Below are 14,204 nucleotides of genomic sequence, written 5' to 3'. Positions count from 1 at the left end.
ACGCCCTGACTGGCCCCTGCTGCGCGGCCAATACCGTACCGGTTGAGAGGCCGGGGGCCGCTCGCTAAGATGTCGCCTCCCCAGCCCAGTACCGAGGTAACCCATGACCGATGTTCAGATCCTGATAGGAAGTGTTTACGGCGGCGCCCTGATGACCGCCCGCAAGATCCGTGATGAACTGTCCAGCGACCAGATCCGGATCACCGTGCACGAAAAGCCAACGCTCGCCAGCCTGACGGACACCACCGGCCCGGTGCTGGTGTGCACCTCCACCACTGGCCAGGGCGAAGTACCCGAAAACCTCCTGCCGTTCTACGTGGAGCTGCGTGACACCCTGCCCCTGCAGAATGGACGCCCGTTCGGCATCATCGTGCTGGGGGACAGCTCCTATGGCGAGACGTTCTGCGGCGCCGGCGACCTGATGGAAGAAGCCCTGCTGGAAGTCGCTGCCCGCAAGGTGGGTGATACCCTGCGGATTGACGCCATGGAAACCATGGAGCCGGAAGCGGAAGCCCTGCCCTGGGCCAGGCAATGGCTGGAACAGGCCCGACAGTAAACGGGCCAAAGGTTACATCGCGAACCCTGTCACACAACATCCGGTTACACACTGGCACCATTCTGCAACACTTGGTGGCAACATGACGCTTGTGTAAGCGTTTTGTAATGCTGATACTCAGCCTACCTATGCTTTCCGAAACAAATACACGACAGGGTTTCTGTGCAGCGAACAGCGATACTGACATCTCTGCTGGTGTTCCTCTGCCTGGTTTCCCCGGCAAGCTGGGCCATCAACACCGAAGCCGCCCCCCTGCAGCCCATTGAATACCTGCGCCTGGCGCCTGACCAGGCCACCCTGTCTCCCGAACAAGCCCTTGCCAGCGACCACTGGCAGACCCTGCCCGGAAGCACACCGAATTTCGGCTACGAAACCGACACTTTCTGGTATCGAATGGATCTGCCGCCGGGGGACAGCCGCCGCATCCTGGAAATCGCCTATCCACACCTGGACGATATACGGTTCTGGCTGGTCACCGACGGGGAACCCGGCGATGTCACACGAACCGGTGACCGCCTTCCCTTCAGCCAGCGACCGCTGACCCATCCCAACTTCCTGTTTCCGATTCCGGACGAGCCGGGCGCCAGCCAGCAAATTCTGCTGCGGGTCCAGACTGAGGGCGCGCACCATGTTCCCATGGAACTGGCCGGCACCGGCGAACTGTTTCTGAAACTGTCCCGGGAAGACCAGCTCCACTCCCTTTATTACGGAACCCTGGTCACCATCACCCTGTTCAGCCTGGCGGTGTTCATCTCGCTGCGGGAGAAAATCTACCTCTATTACCTGGCCACCACGGCCAGCTTCCTGCTACTGCTCGCCTCGCTTCGAGGCGTGACCTACCCGGTGCTCTGGCCCGGTAGCCCGACCCTGCAGAATTACAGCATTCTGGTTGCCATTCCCCTGGCGCTGATATCCATTGTCCTGTTCTCCCGGGCCTTCCTGCGCCTGAAACAGGTCGGTGGATGGGTTTACTACGCGGTGCAGGGCTCTCTTTATATCAACCTGGTCGCGTTGATTGGCGTGGCGGTGCTGGACTACAACCTTTCCATCTGGTTTTCAGTATCCGTCGGGCTGGTGACCTGCCTGGTGCTGGCCATGATTGGCCCGGTGCTCTGGGTGCGGGGCCATCCGCAATCAGGTATCTATACGCTGGCCTGGGGTGCGCTGACCCTGGGTTGCCTGGTTACCGGCGCCAACATGTACGGGCTGCTGTCCAATAGCTTTATAACCACCTACGGCCTGCAGCTGGGCTCAACCCTGCAGGCGGTGGTGCTCACCATGGCCCTGGCCAACCGTATCTACCAGGAGCGGGAGTCCCGCACCCGTTCCCGGGAGGCCGAGCTGGCGGCCGTGTCGGCCCAGCGCCGGGCCGAGCAACGGGTGATGGACCAGGCCATGCGGGATCCCCTCACCCAGCTACCCAACCGGGCCTGCTTCGAGCTCAATGCCAGTGAGAAACTTCATTTGTCTCCCGGGGGTCGCTGGGCCGTATGCGTTGTCAAACTCGACAATCTGGCAGCGGTGACCAAGACCCTGGGCCACCGCAACTCGGACCGATTGCTGGAACTGGTCAGCCTGCGCCTGCACCAGATTGCCCGGGACCTGCCGGGTATCGAACCCATCGGGCCCAACGACCAGGACTGCCTGGCGGTGCTGGAGCCTTCCACCTTTGCCTATCTCATGAATGCCGACACCGCTGCGGCCAATCCCCGGCAGATGGCCCGCAGCATGGAGCAGTTGCAGGAGCCCATCGACTACCTGGGCATGCAGGTGCCCATGGACTGCTGCATCGGGGTAGCCCTGTTCCCGGACCATGGCAAGGACCTGAATACGCTGGTGAGACAGGCCTACGTGGCCCAGGAAACGCCCATCGCCCGGGAGAAGGGGCTGGCCTATTACGATCCGGCCCGGGATCCTTACAGCCCGGAACGCCTGACCCTGGTCACGGAACTGCGCCGGGCTATCGATGAAAACCAGCTGGCGCTCTGGTACCAGCCCAAGCGCTGTCTGAAGCGTAACGAGATCGTCGGCGTGGAAGCGCTGATCCGCTGGCCCGGGCGCCAGCCGGCGGTGTTTGCTGACCAGATCATCGCGGTGGCGGAGCAAAGCGGCCTGATCCGGCCGCTGACACGCTGGGTTATGGAGCAGGCCCTGGGTGCCCGCCGGGTGTTGATGGAGGCGGGGCTGGACCTGACCGTGGCCATCAACATCTCGCCCAACAACCTGCGGGAAAGGGACTTTCCGCTGTTCGTACAGCGCCTGATGACCAGCCATCACCAGCACCGGGGCCGCCTGATCCTGGAGGTAACCGAGACGTCCATGATGCAGGACCCGGCCAACTCCATGCGCACCCTGCGCTCCCTGGACTATGCGGGCATCCCCCTGGCCATCGACGACTTTGGCTCTGGCTATTCCTCGCTTTCCTATATCAAGCAGTTGCCCGCCTGCGAAGTGAAAATCGACCGTTCACTGATCACCGACCTTTTGTCCCACACCGATGACCGCATTATCGTCAAGACCACCATCGACATGTGCCACAGCCTGGGTTACCAGGTGGTGGCCGAAGGGGTGGAAGACGAGGAAACCACGGAGCTGCTGAGGGAGATGGGCTGTGACATGATTCAGGGTTATGTACTGGCCAGACCCCAACCCCTGGCGGACCTGATCAGCCAGCTTCGACCGGCCGCCGGTACTTCCGCGCTCTGACCGGGGCCTGCCTGCAGAGAACCAGCCCAGCCACCGACGCCGGCGACTGGCCCGGGCATCACTTGCCGGACGGTTTTCTCCGGCGAATCAGGGCCTCCTGGGCCGTGGAGGCGACCAGTACACCATCCTGGTTAAACACACTGCCGCGATTGAAACCACGGCCGCCGGCCGCACTGGGGCTGTCCTTGTCGTAGAGCAGCCAGTCGTCCATGCGCAGGTCCCGGTGGAACCAGATGGCATGGTCCAGGCTGGCTACCTGCATGCTGGGCGTCATGAAGGTAACGCCGTGGGGATTGAGCGAGGTGCCGAGGAACGCGAAGTCCGAGGCATAGGCCAGCAGACAACAGTGCAGAATCCGGTCGTCCGGTAAGTCACCCTGGGCCCGGAACCAGCTCTGTTTGTGGGGCGAGCGCTTGTCCGGATCCAGGGGATTGATGGGGTCAATGGGCCGGATCTCGATGGGCCGGTTACGGGTAAGCTGGCTGTGGAATTTCTCCGGAATCCGGTCGAGCAGATCCCGGTTCAGCTCCTGTTCGGTTTTAAGGGACTGCGGGGCCGGCACATCCGGCATCTCGATCTGGTGATCGAACCCTTCCTCCTCCACCTGGAAGGAAACCGAACCGGTGAGAATTTCCTTGCCTTCCTGACGGGCGATTACCCGGCGTACCGAGAAGCTGCCGCCATCCCGGACACGCTGCACCTCATAGTCAATGGGCGCCCGGGCGTTTCCGGGACGCAGGAAATACGCGTGCATGGAGTGGGGCATGCGATCTTCAATGGTGCGGGTAGTCGCCATCAGCGCCTGGCCCAGCACGTGGCCACCGAAGAGATTGGGGAAACCCAGGTCTTCACTCTGACCCTGAAAGTGATCATCGCCGATGGGCGCAAGATCCATTAATTCAACCAGTGCTCTGGTAACGTCCAGCATGCCTGCTCCTGATAAATCGTTTGGCCGGCGCTGTCGCCGTGCCTTCTGTCCGTCCGTAAAATCAGGGGCCTGCCTGGCAGACCCTTAGCTTACGAAGCGGTAATTTCTACCGGATCCCTTGACCCGGTGCAAGCGCCGCTCACGACGCGGACAGCGGCGTCAGCACGGGCGGCACCTCCCTCGCCAGTGCCTGTTTTTCGATAACCCGGTCGCCGGTCAGGGCAAAACCAAGCAACGCTCCGCTGCCGTCGTGATACAGGGCGCGGACATTGTTGCCCTCGCGCTCCACCTGCCATGCACCGTCTTCCGCCAGCGGCGGGGGCACAACTGCCACCGGACAACAGGGCGTCTTGACCATCACCGGCATGGCACCCCACTGGACCGGCGTGGGCTCACCGGTCAGCGTGGCAGCCAGGGCCCGGGCGGACGCCATCAGGGGCATGACATACATCAGCACATTCCCCTCCACTTCGGCACAGTCCCCCAGCGCGTAGATGTCCGGCGCGCTGGTGGCCATCTGCCGATCGGTGACAATACCTTCCCTGACCTCCAGCCCCGCGTCCCTTGCCAGGCGTGTTCGCGGACGCAGGCCAACCGCTGATACCACCACGTCTCCCTGCAGCATAGCACCGTCGTTAAGGCGCACCTGGGCTGTCTCCCCGTCCCCGGTCACGGCTTCCGCCGCCACCCCAAGGTGGAAGGTCACACCCTCCGCCTCCAGAGCAGCCTGGACTGCCGAGGCGGCGGCCTCCGGCAACAGCCCTGGCATCACCTGTTCCGACGGTGCCACCACGGTGACATCATAGCCTCCGTTGCGCAGGTCATTGGCGTATTCGCAGCCGATCAGGCCCGCGCCCAGCAGGATGACCCGGCGGCGGCCCTCCAGGTGGCGGCGGAACTGCCGGTAATCCTCAAGATCGTTGATCGAGCAGACAAAGGGGCTGCCACTCACAGCATCGGGCAGGCGAACCACATCCGCGCCCCATGCCAGTGCCAGCTGGCGGTAACGCAGTCGCTCGTCACCGATGTGGATCTCATGAGCGCCGGGATCGATTGCGGTCACCCTCGTGTGGGTGCGAAGCTCCGTGGCCAGCTGCTCCGCCATGGTGCCCGCGTCTGCCTGGGCCAGTTCATCGGCAAGCTTGCCCTTGGTAAAGCCGGTGGACAGCATCGGCTTGGAATAGCTGACTCCATCGTCCGCCGTGATCATCATCAATGGCAGATCCTTGTCACGCTTGCGAATTTCCCGGGCGAGGGTGTATCCCGCCAGCCCGCTGCCGATGATCACTACCGGTGCGCTTTGCGTCATGGCCTTCGCTCCCTCAGGCAATTTCGATCATTTCAAAGTCTTCCTTGCCGACGCCGCAGTCCGGGCACTCCCAGTCTTCCGGTACATCTTCCCAGGCCGTTCCCGGCGCAATACCGTCCTCCGGCCAGCCTTCTGCCTCGTCATAGATAAAACCACATACCACGCACTGCCACTTTTTCACGCCTGCCCTCCTGAACAATCAATCGCTGTAACTCGCTCCGGGCGTACTCACCGGGAGCCCTGTCAGCGCCCATAATACGCATAGCGGGCATACCACCAAAGGAATACTGTTTCACCTGAACGATTCGGTAATGCCCGGTCCGGTTTCCGTAGCAGGTGACCGAAGACACCGGAAGGGAGACCAGCTCTTCCGGTTATTGCGTACTTTGCGGATACGCGGTGACCCTCCCTTAAGACCATCAACTTCGCTATACTTGCGCGTTTTACGACAGGACCGACGACTATGACCGACACCGTCGACGAGATGAACCAGGTAATGGCGGAAGCCGACTGCCTGGTATCGGAAGAGCAGGTCTACCAGGCCATCGACACCATGGCCGGGCAGATAACCACGGCCCTGAAGGACAGCAACCCGCTGCTGTTCTGTGTCATGAACGGCGGCCTGATCCTCACCGGCCAGCTGCTGCCCCGGCTGAAGTTTCCGATACAGGCGGAGTACCTCCACGCCACCCGGTATCGCCAGGAAACCACCGGCGGCATCCTTGAGTGGAAGCTGCGCCCCGAGGCGGACATGAACGGCCGCACGGTCCTGATCGTCGATGACATCCTCGATGAAGGCACCACCCTCAACGCCATTGCCGACTACTGCGCCGCCCATGGCGCCAGCGAGGTGCTTACTGCCGTGCTGGTAGACAAGCAGCATGAGCGCAAGGCCCGCCCCGGCCTGAAGGCGGACTTTACCGGGCTGGAAGTGGAAGACCGCTTTCTGTTCGGCTTCGGCATGGACTACAAGGGGTACTGGCGCAACGCTCCGGGGATCTATGCCGTCAAGGGACTCTGAGCCTGCGCGGATGCTCCACCCCGGTGCATCCACCGTACCCCCGACCCGCTGGTATGACTCGTTCCGCCAGGCCTGCCTGCGGCAGCCGGAACTGCGGGGTAACGCTTCCTTCTGGCTGCAGGCGGAGGGATCGCTTACCCGTCACTTGCAATTGCGATGCCGAAACCGCTTCCATGTGGAAGTTGCCAATGAAGGCTTTGCCACGCCGGGTTCCGAGGAAGCCCTGACCCTGGGCATCCCCCACCGGCAGCAGGCCTGGATTCGCGAGGTCCGCCTGTGCGGAGACGGCAACCCCTGGGTTCTGGCCCGCACCATTATCCCGCTCGCCACCCTGGAGGGACGCGGGCGTCGCCTGCGACACCTGGGCCGGACCCCGTTGGGTGCCTGGCTGTTCAGTCACCGGGAGTGGACCCGGGGCCCACTGCAGACCGGGCTCTGCCAGCCCCTGACCGAAGACCAGCCCTGTTACGCAAGGCGATCCGTGTTCGCCAGCGATAATCACGGCCTGCTGGTGGGGGAGTATTTTCTGCCGGCACTGCTGGAACAGCCGCTCTGACCCGGTCAATCCTCACTGAAGATAATGCTAAACTCCCCGGGTCTGACCACCAGCCCATGGAGTAGTACGCCCGATGACAATGGCCGCCCTTTCCCCGAGCCTGCGCAACCGCCTGATGGACTATGCCCGCCTGCTGCGCATTGACCGGCCCATTGGCTCCCTGCTGTTACTCTGGCCCACGTGGTGGGCACTGTGGCTGGCGGCTGACGGCGTGATGCCGTCCACCCTTAACCTGGTTGTATTCACCCTGGGCGTATTCTTCATGCGGGCGGCGGGCTGCGCCATCAACGACTTTGCGGATCGCAAGGTGGACAGGCACGTCAAACGCACGAAGGACCGGCCGCTGACGTCCGGGCGCATCCAGCCCAAAGAGGCACTGGGGCTGTTCCTGGGGCTGGTGTTGGCGTCGTTCCTGCTGGTGGTGCTGTTTACCAACACGCTCACCTTCTATCTGTCCTTCGGCGGGTTGGTTCTCGCCTTTATCTATCCCTTCATGAAACGCTACACCCACCTGCCCCAGCTGTTTCTCGGGGCCGCCTTCTCCTGGGCCATTCCCATGGCCTGGGCGGCGGAGGCGGGCGAACTGAGCCGCCTGACCTGGCTGCTGTTCACCGCCAATGTGCTGTGGACCGTGGCCTACGACACCCTCTATGCCATGGTAGACCGCGACGACGACCTTAAAATCGGAGTCAAGTCCACGGCCATCCTGTTCGGCGATGCGGACCGACTGATCATCGGGTGTCTTCAGGGCCTGGTGGTGGTGACGCTTCTGATGGTGGGCTTCCAGGCGGAACTGGGGTTCTTCTGGTATCTGGGGGTTGCCTCCATGGCGGCGCTATTCGGGTGGCACCAGTACCTGGCTCGCAACCGCAGCCGGGAAGGCTGCTTTGAGGCATTTCTCAACAACAACTGGGCGGGGTTCGTGGTCTTCGCCGGGCTGGCACTGGACAAGGTGTTCTGACGGGAGCCTCTGCCCCGAATCCACGAGACGAACCGGTCGGTATTTTTTCGTATATCCGGTCTGGCATGTCATAAACTTGTAACAGTTCCCCGTTGTAATGAGGCAGCAACAAACAAAGGAACACAGGTACACGCGCAATGTCCAAGACCGTACTGATCGTTGACGATGAAGCGCCTATCCGCGAGATGATTGCCGTCGCCCTGGAAATGGCCGATTACAATTACCTGGAGGCAGCGGACGCCCGGGAAGCCCACACCCTGATCGTGGACCGCCACCCGGACCTGATCCTGCTGGACTGGATGCTTCCCGGCACCAGCGGCGTGGAACTGGCCCGCCGCCTGAAGAAGGACGAAACCACGGCGGAAATTCCCATCATCATGCTCACCGCCAAGGTGGAGGAAGATAACAAGATCCAGGGCCTGGAAGTGGGCGCCGACGACTACATTACCAAACCTTTCTCACCCCGTGAGCTGGTCGCCCGGCTGAAAGCGGTGCTGCGGCGCACAACCCCGGCGGGCGTCGAGTCCCCCATAGAGGTGGATGGTCTGACACTGGACCCGGTGGGCCACCGGGTGACCGGTCCGGAGGGCGCCATCAGCATGGGGCCTACCGAGTATCGCCTGCTGCAGTTCTTCATGACCCACCAGGAGCGCGTCTATACCCGCTCGCAACTTCTTGACCAGGTCTGGGGCGGCAACGTCTATGTGGAAGAGCGTACTGTCGACGTCCATATCCGACGCTTGCGCAAAGCCCTTGGCGACCAATATGATCACCTGATTCAGACTGTACGCGGCACCGGGTACCGATTCTCGACCAGGGCCGCGTAACCCCTGGCACCGTATTCCCGGAACAGGTCAGACACAGATGCATTACAAGTGGTCCCGCTATCTGCGGTTGATTCTGGTTTTTCTGGCCCTGACCACCGGCGCCGGCCTGGCGTTCGGTTACCCCTTCGAAGGCCTGTTGGTCGGGCTGCTTCTCTACCTGGCGTGGACCCTGGCCCAGGCCCGAAAGCTCTACCAGTGGCTGGCCAACCCGGGCGCCGGTGAGGAAGCACCGGAGAGTATCGGGCTATGGGGCGACATCTTCGACGGTCTGCACAAACTTCACCGGGGGCACCTTGCCGCCCAGGACCGGCTGCTGGCCCAGTTCAACCGGATCCAGGAATCCACCAACGCCATGCGCGACGGCGTGGTGATGACCGACGCCCGTGGTGTACTGGAGTGGTGGAACGGCTCGGCCGAATACCTGCTCGGGCTCAAACGGCAGACCGACCGCGGCCAGCCTATCCATAACCTGCTGAGGGCACCTGCCTTCAAGGCCTACTTCGACCAGCGGGATTACCGGGACCCCCTCGAACTGAACTCGCCAGCCCGGCCCCACCTGCACCTGCAGGTCCAGATCAGCCTGTTCGGCGAAGACGACCGGCTGATCGTGGTGAAGGATGTCACCCGCCTGTTTCAGCTGGAACAGATGCGGCGGGACTTCGTCAGCAACGTATCCCACGAGATGCGCACGCCACTGACCGTCATCAGCGGTTACCTGGAAACCATGGTGGACAACAGCGACGACCTGCCCGCCCGCTGGCAGAAGGCCCTGCGCACGATGGCCCAGCAGTCCAGCAGGATGGAAGCGCTGATTACCGACCTGCTGCTGTTATCCAAGCTGGAGACCGGCGAACAGCACGGCGCCGAGATGGTGGTGAATGTCGAAGCGATGTGCAGGCAGATCTGCCAGGACGCCCGGGCGCTCAGCGGCGAGGCTGGCCACGAGTTCCAGCTGGATATCGGTGAACGGCATTTTCTGAGAGGCGACGAGGACCAGTTGCGCAGTGCGTTCTCCAACCTGGTCTTCAATGCTGTCAAGTACACACCGGCCGGTGGGCGGATTTTCGTCACCTGGCATACCAACCGTGAAGGGGCACACCTGTCGGTAAAGGACACGGGCATCGGCATCGACCCGATACATATCCCCCGTCTGACAGAGCGCTTCTACCGGGCCGACCCCAGCCGGCACAAGGAAACCGGTGGCACTGGTCTGGGCCTGGCCATCGTCAAGCATGTGCTGCTCAACCACGACGGTTCGCTGGAGATTCTCAGCCGCATTGGTGACGGCAGCGAATTCATCTGTCACTTTCCCCGGGAGCGCCTGGCAGAGCCGGAAACGGCTCCGGCCTCAGCGGCGGAAGCGGGCGATAAAGTGTGACAGGTCCTCCAGCTTCTTCGGATCGTCATCCACAAAGCGCACTGTCACACTGACAAAATCCGTATCCTGACGCTTGTCCACGGCCTGCAGCTGGTGCACATAGCCGTTCAGTCGCGCCACCCGGTCATCGGCCACTTCCATGTCCACCACCGCCTGGTCGAGGATACCGGGAAATGTCTGGTCCCGTTTTGCGATAACCCGGACCTCGGTGAGTGTTATGTCCTTGATGACGCATTTGAGGGTACTGTCGGCAAAGCGTATGGCTGCGACCACCAGCTTGCTGCCCGGCTCCCGGCGGCCTTCAGCTACCGGGGCAGGGTTATCCCTGGCGGGCTTGCGGGTGAGCAGGTCGGCGGATTCCCGAAAGGCATCCGTTCCCGGCGCTGCTGCTCCGCTGTCAGCCATGGCTTTCTGGAGTGTACGCCCCATGACCTTGATCACCTTCTTGCTGAGGCCCTCCGGGCTGAAGGGCTTGCCCAGATATTCCGACACGCCCTCCTGTACCGCCTCCACCACATGGCTCTTGTCGCCCCGGCTGGTGATCATGATAAAGGGCACCTTGCGGTAATGATCGTCTGCCCGCATCCACTGCAGCAGTTCCAGACCGGACATTTCCGGCATTTCCCAGTCGCACAGGATCAGGTCGAACCGGTTGCGGGCCATGAGGGACTGGGCCCTTTTTCCGTTCTGGGCCTCGGCCATTTCAATCACCGGAAAGCGCTGCCGCAGGGTGCGCTTCACCAGGTCCCGGACAAAACTGGCATCGTCCACTACCAGTGCCTTGAGTACCGCCATATAACTGCCCTTTGCTGAACTGTTGCCCGCTGCCGCTGATACCGGCGTGGGCTGTTTATCATTGCCCCAATCAGGCTACTATAAAGCCTGGTTCACCCGACGGAGAGGATTACGTGGTTCACATTTTTAACAATCGACACCGGGTGTCGTTTACCCCTGGCCCGCAACGCCTGCGTTCGAGTCGTACCAGTACCCGCCTGGGGCTGGTTACGGCAGGCTTGCTGGTCGCTTCGGCAGCCACCGCCGAGATTTCCGTGGTGCCGAAAAAACCGGAGAACTTCGGCCAGTGCCTGCAGGCGATAGAACAGCAGGCCGTCGCTGAAGGTGTTTCATCGGCAACCGCCAGCAAGGTACTGGCTGACGTGGAATTCCTGCCCAGAGTGATCGAACTGGACCGCCGCCAGCCAGAGTTCACCACCACCTTTGCCGACTACCTGGGCCGCCGGGTCAACGAAACCCGTATCGAAAAAGGTCGCGAGATGCTGAAAGAGCACCGCGACCTGCTTGACCGGGTCAGTGACCGGACCGGCGTGCCACCGGCTTACCTGGTGGCCTTCTGGGGCCTGGAAACCAACTATGGCAGTTATTTCGGAAAAATGCCCGTGCCCAGTGCACTGGCAACCCTGGCCTGCGACCAGCGGCGGGGCAAGTATTTCTCCGGTGAACTGGTGTCGGCACTGAAAATCCTCGACGAAGGCGCCATTGAGCCAGAGCGGATGGAAGGCTCCTGGGCGGGAGCCATGGGCCATGTCCAGTTCATGCCCTCGGTTTTCCTGCAACATGCCACAGATGCCGATGGCGATGGCCGCCGGGATCTCTGGGGCAGTGTGCCGGATGCCATGATGTCGGCAGGCCGCTTTCTGGAAAGCATGGGCTGGGATCCGGATTACCGCTGGGGGCGGGAAGTCCTGCTGCCGGAAAACTTCGATTACTCACTGGCGGGACAGGGCCGTCGCACCCTGGGGCAGTGGAATGAGCTGGGCGTGACCGACGTCTACGGGCAACCCCTGGCCGATGAACCCATTGACGCAAAACTGGTGGTCCCGGCTGGTCACCGGGGACCGGCGTTCCTGGCCTATGACAATTTCCGGGTAATCATGGGCTGGAACCGCTCGGAGTTCTACGCCATCGCCGTGGGTCACCTGGCAGACCGCATTGCCGGAGCTGGCGGCCTGAAGAATCCGCCGCCCGACGACGCACCCACCCTGTCCCGTGATGATGTCCTTAAGTTGCAGGCGGCCCTGAACGAGCGCGGTTTCGAGGCCGGCAATCCCGATGGCATTATTGGCCCCGACACCCGTTCGGCGATCCGCCGCTACCAGTCCAGCGCAGGACTGATAGCCGATGGCTTCCCTGGTCCGGAACTGCTGGACAGCCTCGGAGTCACACCGTCGTCATCGTGATAGTTATCGGCAGGTAAGCGCCGGAGAGCAGGACTATGGACTCAATAACCCAGGCCGCCCTTGGCGCCTGTATCGGCGGCGCGGTGGCCGGCCGTGCCCTTGGCCGTACCGCCCTGGCCACCGGGGCGGTACTGGGCACGCTGCCGGATCTGGACGTGGTGATCGATTACGGTACGGCCATTGCCAATTTCACCCAGCACCGGGGCTTCAGCCATTCCCTTTTCATTCTGATACCCCTGGCGGTAGCGCTTGCGCTGGCATTACACCGGTGGAAGCCACAGCTGTCCCTGAGCCGATGGCTGGCATTTACCCTGCTGATTCTGGTGACCCACCCCCTGCTGGATACGCTGACCACCTACGGCACCCAGCTGTTCTGGCCCATCGGTCCTCCGCTGGCGACCACCAGCATTTTTATCATTGACCCGCTGTACACCCTGCCACTGCTGGCGGCCATCATGGTCGCGCTGGTAAGACCTCCGGCGCCCCGGGCCCATGCCGTGGGACTGGCACTGTCAACCCTGTACCTGGTATGGGCTGTCAGTGCCCAGGCCATCGTGGACCGTCATGTGGAACAGCAGCTGGCGCGGGAGGGGCTTGAAAAGGCCCCCCGGATGGTCCAGCCCATGCCATTCACCACCCTGCTATGGCGGGCCACCGTCCTGGCCGGGGATGAACGCCTGGAAATTGTCACCGGCCCGCTGGAAACAGATCGCCCCCTGAACATCGAGCGTTTTCCACGCAATACTACCCTCCTTGATCAGCTGGCCACCCTGCCGGAGGGCCAGAGGCTGCTCTGGTTTACCCGGGGCTTCCTGGACGTCCGGCTGCGGGACGGCAGCCTGCAGGCTACGGATATCCGTCTGGGGGTGCCCGGCGCCCACCCGTTTACCTTCGAGGTCGCCCGGCAGGGAGCCGACGGCACACTGGCCCCCACCACAAGCCGACAGCTGCCGAGGCCCGCCATGCGTGAGGACGCCCTCAGAGCCTTCTGGTCCCGGCTCAGTGGCGAGGCCGAGGTGCTCTGCCTGGCCACCTTCCGGGCGTTGCCCGGTGGGGAGCGCTGCAGCTGACATGCGCCTGGATGCCTACCTTGCCCGTTGTACAGGCCTGTCCCGCAAGGAAGCACGCCGTGCCGTCGCTGCCGGCCGTGTTGCCATCGCCGGCCACAAGGCAGACCGGGCATCGCAGCCCGTACCAGGTGATGCTCCGGTCACCCTGGATGGCGAGAGCGTAGCCCTGCCTGGCCATATCTACCTGATGCTCTACAAGCCGGCCAACGTACTCAGCGCCACCACAGACGCCAGCCAGCCAGTGGTCAATGACTTGCTGCCCGCCGACCTGGCCACAAGGGTGCACCCGGTGGGCCGGCTCGACCGGGACACCACCGGGCTGTTGTTGATGACATCCGACGGCCAGTGGTCCCACCGCATCACTTCGCCCCGGCACCACTGCCCCAAGACCTACCGGGTGACGCTGGCGGAGCCATTAGGCGACGATGCCCGACACCGGCTGGAGAATGGCCTCCGGCTACGGCGCGAGGAGCAGGCGCTGAAACCGGCCCATGTCGGACTAGTTGGTGACCGGGTGATCGACCTGACCATCACCGAGGGCCGCTACCACCAGGTCAAACGCATGCTGGCTGCCGTTGGCAACCATGTGCAGGCACTGCACCGCCATCGCGTCGGCAACCTTGCCCTTGACCCGGATCTCGCCCCGGGCGAATACCGCCACCTGAACCAGGCTGAGATCGACAACCTCTGATCC

14 protein-coding genes are annotated in these 14,204 nt (G+C 62.7%); 10 read left to right on the top strand and 4 right to left on the bottom strand.

Annotation, left to right across the window (positions count from 1 at the left end; all coding sequences use genetic code 11):
• The first annotated feature begins 103 nt into the window (after window positions 1-103).
• Together ACESMZ_RS00545 and ACESMZ_RS00540 are read left to right on the top strand one after the other, a co-directional pair.
• Window positions 104-556, top strand: coding sequence for a flavodoxin domain-containing protein (locus ACESMZ_RS00545; RefSeq protein WP_372956154.1), 453 nt, complete (start codon window positions 104-106; stop codon window positions 554-556).
• Between the two features lie 162 nt (window positions 557-718).
• Complete coding sequence (locus ACESMZ_RS00540; protein ID WP_372956153.1) at window positions 719-3,262, top strand: EAL domain-containing protein; 2,544 nt, start codon at window positions 719-721, stop codon at window positions 3,260-3,262.
• A gap of 58 nt (window positions 3,263-3,320) precedes the next feature.
• Here the strand turns inward: ACESMZ_RS00540 and ACESMZ_RS00535 are convergent, their stop codons facing one another.
• The 3 genes from ACESMZ_RS00535 to ACESMZ_RS00525 form a co-directional block, all read right to left on the bottom strand.
• A complete protein-coding gene (locus tag ACESMZ_RS00535; RefSeq protein ID WP_372956152.1) occupies window positions 3,321-4,190 on the bottom strand; it encodes an acyl-CoA thioesterase in 870 nt (289 codons plus the stop codon).
• Between the two features lie 139 nt (window positions 4,191-4,329).
• Window positions 4,330-5,499, bottom strand: coding sequence for an FAD-dependent oxidoreductase (locus ACESMZ_RS00530; protein WP_372956151.1), 1,170 nt, complete (start codon window positions 5,497-5,499; stop codon window positions 4,330-4,332).
• A 13-nt stretch (window positions 5,500-5,512) separates the two neighbouring features.
• Window positions 5,513-5,680, bottom strand: coding sequence for a rubredoxin (locus tag ACESMZ_RS00525; RefSeq protein WP_372956150.1), 168 nt, complete (start codon window positions 5,678-5,680; stop codon window positions 5,513-5,515).
• 282 nt (window positions 5,681-5,962) lie between these two features.
• On the opposite strand from ACESMZ_RS00525, the gene ACESMZ_RS00520 reads away from it, so the two are divergent.
• The 5 genes from ACESMZ_RS00520 (at window position 5,963) to phoR (ending at window position 10,242) form a co-directional block, all read left to right on the top strand.
• Complete coding sequence (locus tag ACESMZ_RS00520; protein ID WP_372956149.1) at window positions 5,963-6,520, top strand: hypoxanthine-guanine phosphoribosyltransferase; 558 nt, start codon at window positions 5,963-5,965, stop codon at window positions 6,518-6,520.
• Window positions 6,521-6,530: 10 nt separating this feature from the next.
• Window positions 6,531-7,076, top strand: a complete 546-nt coding sequence (locus ACESMZ_RS00515; protein ID WP_372972065.1) for a chorismate--pyruvate lyase family protein — start codon at window positions 6,531-6,533, stop codon at window positions 7,074-7,076.
• A gap of 73 nt (window positions 7,077-7,149) precedes the next feature.
• Window positions 7,150-8,037 carry a 4-hydroxybenzoate octaprenyltransferase gene (gene ubiA, locus ACESMZ_RS00510; protein WP_372956147.1) on the top strand — a complete coding sequence of 296 codons (888 nt, stop codon included), beginning with the start codon at window positions 7,150-7,152 and terminating at the stop codon, window positions 8,035-8,037.
• A 137-nt stretch (window positions 8,038-8,174) separates the two neighbouring features.
• Window positions 8,175-8,864 (top strand): phosphate regulon transcriptional regulator PhoB, encoded by a 690-nt coding sequence (gene phoB, locus ACESMZ_RS00505; RefSeq protein ID WP_372956146.1) that lies wholly within the window; start codon window positions 8,175-8,177, stop codon window positions 8,862-8,864.
• Window positions 8,865-8,901: 37 nt separating this feature from the next.
• Window positions 8,902-10,242: a phosphate regulon sensor histidine kinase PhoR gene (gene phoR, locus ACESMZ_RS00500; protein ID WP_372956145.1), complete on the top strand. Its 1,341-nt coding sequence runs from the start codon at window positions 8,902-8,904 to the stop codon at window positions 10,240-10,242.
• Here phoR and ACESMZ_RS00495 read toward each other — a convergent pair.
• Window positions 10,213-11,037, bottom strand: coding sequence for a response regulator (locus ACESMZ_RS00495; RefSeq protein ID WP_372956144.1), 825 nt, complete (start codon window positions 11,035-11,037; stop codon window positions 10,213-10,215). The two genes, phoR and ACESMZ_RS00495, sit on opposite strands and share 30 nt — an antisense overlap.
• Window positions 11,038-11,159: 122 nt before the next feature.
• On the opposite strand from ACESMZ_RS00495, the gene ACESMZ_RS00490 reads away from it, so the two are divergent.
• The 3 genes from ACESMZ_RS00490 to ACESMZ_RS00480 are packed head-to-tail and all read left to right on the top strand — an operon-like array spanning window position 11,160 to window position 14,201.
• The gene (locus tag ACESMZ_RS00490; protein ID WP_372956263.1) at window positions 11,160-12,440 is read left to right on the top strand and encodes a lytic murein transglycosylase; all 1,281 of its coding nucleotides are present in this window, start codon (window positions 11,160-11,162) and stop codon (window positions 12,438-12,440) included.
• Window positions 12,441-12,475: 35 nt separating this feature from the next.
• On the top strand, window positions 12,476-13,510 hold the full coding sequence (locus ACESMZ_RS00485; protein WP_372956143.1) for a metal-dependent hydrolase: 1,035 nt from the start codon (window positions 12,476-12,478) through the stop codon (window positions 13,508-13,510).
• Window position 13,511: 1 nt separating this feature from the next.
• Entirely contained in the window at window positions 13,512-14,201 is a 690-nt protein-coding gene (locus tag ACESMZ_RS00480) for a pseudouridine synthase (protein ID WP_372956142.1), read from the top strand.
• The last annotated feature ends 3 nt before the right edge of the window (window positions 14,202-14,204 follow it).

The organism is Marinobacter sp. (genome assembly GCF_041690615.1).
GTDB lineage: Bacteria > Pseudomonadota > Gammaproteobacteria > Pseudomonadales > Oleiphilaceae > Marinobacter.
This window is presented reverse-complemented; position numbering and strand designations above follow the sequence as displayed.

Coding starts and splice junctions, on each gene's coding strand:
- ACESMZ_RS00495 (WP_372956144.1), bottom strand. CDS start 11,037: ATGGCGGTACTCAAGGCACTGGTAGTGGACGATGCCAGTTTTGTCCGG.
- phoR (WP_372956145.1), top strand. CDS start 8,902: ATGCATTACAAGTGGTCCCGCTATCTGCGGTTGATTCTGGTTTTTCTG.
- ACESMZ_RS00545 (WP_372956154.1), top strand. CDS start 104: ATGACCGATGTTCAGATCCTGATAGGAAGTGTTTACGGCGGCGCCCTG.
- ACESMZ_RS00515 (WP_372972065.1), top strand. CDS start 6,531: ATGCTCCACCCCGGTGCATCCACCGTACCCCCGACCCGCTGGTATGAC.
- ACESMZ_RS00520 (WP_372956149.1), top strand. CDS start 5,963: ATGACCGACACCGTCGACGAGATGAACCAGGTAATGGCGGAAGCCGAC.
- ubiA (WP_372956147.1), top strand. CDS start 7,150: ATGACAATGGCCGCCCTTTCCCCGAGCCTGCGCAACCGCCTGATGGAC.
- ACESMZ_RS00530 (WP_372956151.1), bottom strand. CDS start 5,499: ATGACGCAAAGCGCACCGGTAGTGATCATCGGCAGCGGGCTGGCGGGA.
- ACESMZ_RS00485 (WP_372956143.1), top strand. CDS start 12,476: ATGGACTCAATAACCCAGGCCGCCCTTGGCGCCTGTATCGGCGGCGCG.
- phoB (WP_372956146.1), top strand. CDS start 8,175: ATGTCCAAGACCGTACTGATCGTTGACGATGAAGCGCCTATCCGCGAG.
- ACESMZ_RS00535 (WP_372956152.1), bottom strand. CDS start 4,190: ATGCTGGACGTTACCAGAGCACTGGTTGAATTAATGGATCTTGCGCCC.
- ACESMZ_RS00480 (WP_372956142.1), top strand. CDS start 13,512: ATGCGCCTGGATGCCTACCTTGCCCGTTGTACAGGCCTGTCCCGCAAG.